Annotated in this window: 1 protein-coding gene; it reads left to right on the top strand. The window is 63.1% G+C overall.

Going from position 1 to position 918, the window contains the following annotated elements; genetic code table 11:
• A partial coding sequence (locus ACZ9W6_RS17545; protein WP_465192478.1) for a condensation domain-containing protein occupies positions 1 to 918 on the top strand: 918 nt, incomplete at both ends.

Raw genomic sequence — 918 nt, 5'->3', positions numbered from 1 at the left:
GTTGGCCGCAACGATAGCTTCTTCGAGCTGGGCGGGCATTCGCTGTTGGCGCTGACGCTACTGGAACGCATGCGTCGCGACGGCTTTAGCGTGTCGGTGAAGACGCTATTCCAGCAGCCGGTGCTGGCCGACTTCGCGCGTGCCATCGCGGGTGAGGTGGACGAGGCGGTGATCGTGCCGCCCAATTTGATCCCGGCGGCGTGCAACCGGATCACGCCCGACATGTTGCCGCTCGTTGCGTTATCACAAACCGACATTGACGCGATTGCGGCCAAGGTACCGGGCGGCATGACGAATATCCAGGACATCTACCCGCTAGCCCCGCTGCAGGAAGGCATCCTGTTCCACCACCGTCTGCAGGCGGTGGGCGATGCTTACATCACCACCAGCCTGATGGCTTTTGATGATCGTGCGCGTCTGGAAGCGTTTATCACCGACCTGAATGCGGTGATCGCCCGTCACGATATCCTGCGTACCGCCGTGCTATGGCAGGACTTGCCGGAGCCAGTACAGGTAGTGTGGCGCGAAACTTCGCTGGCCATCGAATGGTTGACCGCACCGGCTGACGAGGCGGATCTGGCGCACTGGCTGACGGCACAGGTCGACCCGGCCGAGCACCGTCTCGACGTACGCCGCGCGCCGATGCTGCGGGCGGTGGCGGTGGAAGATACGGCTAATGGCCGCGTATTGCTGCAACTGCCTAGCCATCACCTGATTCTGGATCACACCACGCTGGAGCTGATTGTGGCCGAGATCGGCCTGATCCGTGCCGGTCGCGTGGACGAGCTGCCGACACCAGTACCGTTCCGCAACTTCGTGGCACAGGCGCGTCTGGGCGTGAGCCAGGCGGAGCATGAGGCTTATTTCCGCAGTCTGCTGGGTGACGTGGACGAACCAACCGCACCGTTCGGCCTGACC

Source organism: Vogesella lacus, assembly GCF_979366295.1.
The sequence above is the reverse complement of the archived record's forward strand: the minus strand, read 5'-3'. Positions and strand labels throughout refer to the sequence as shown.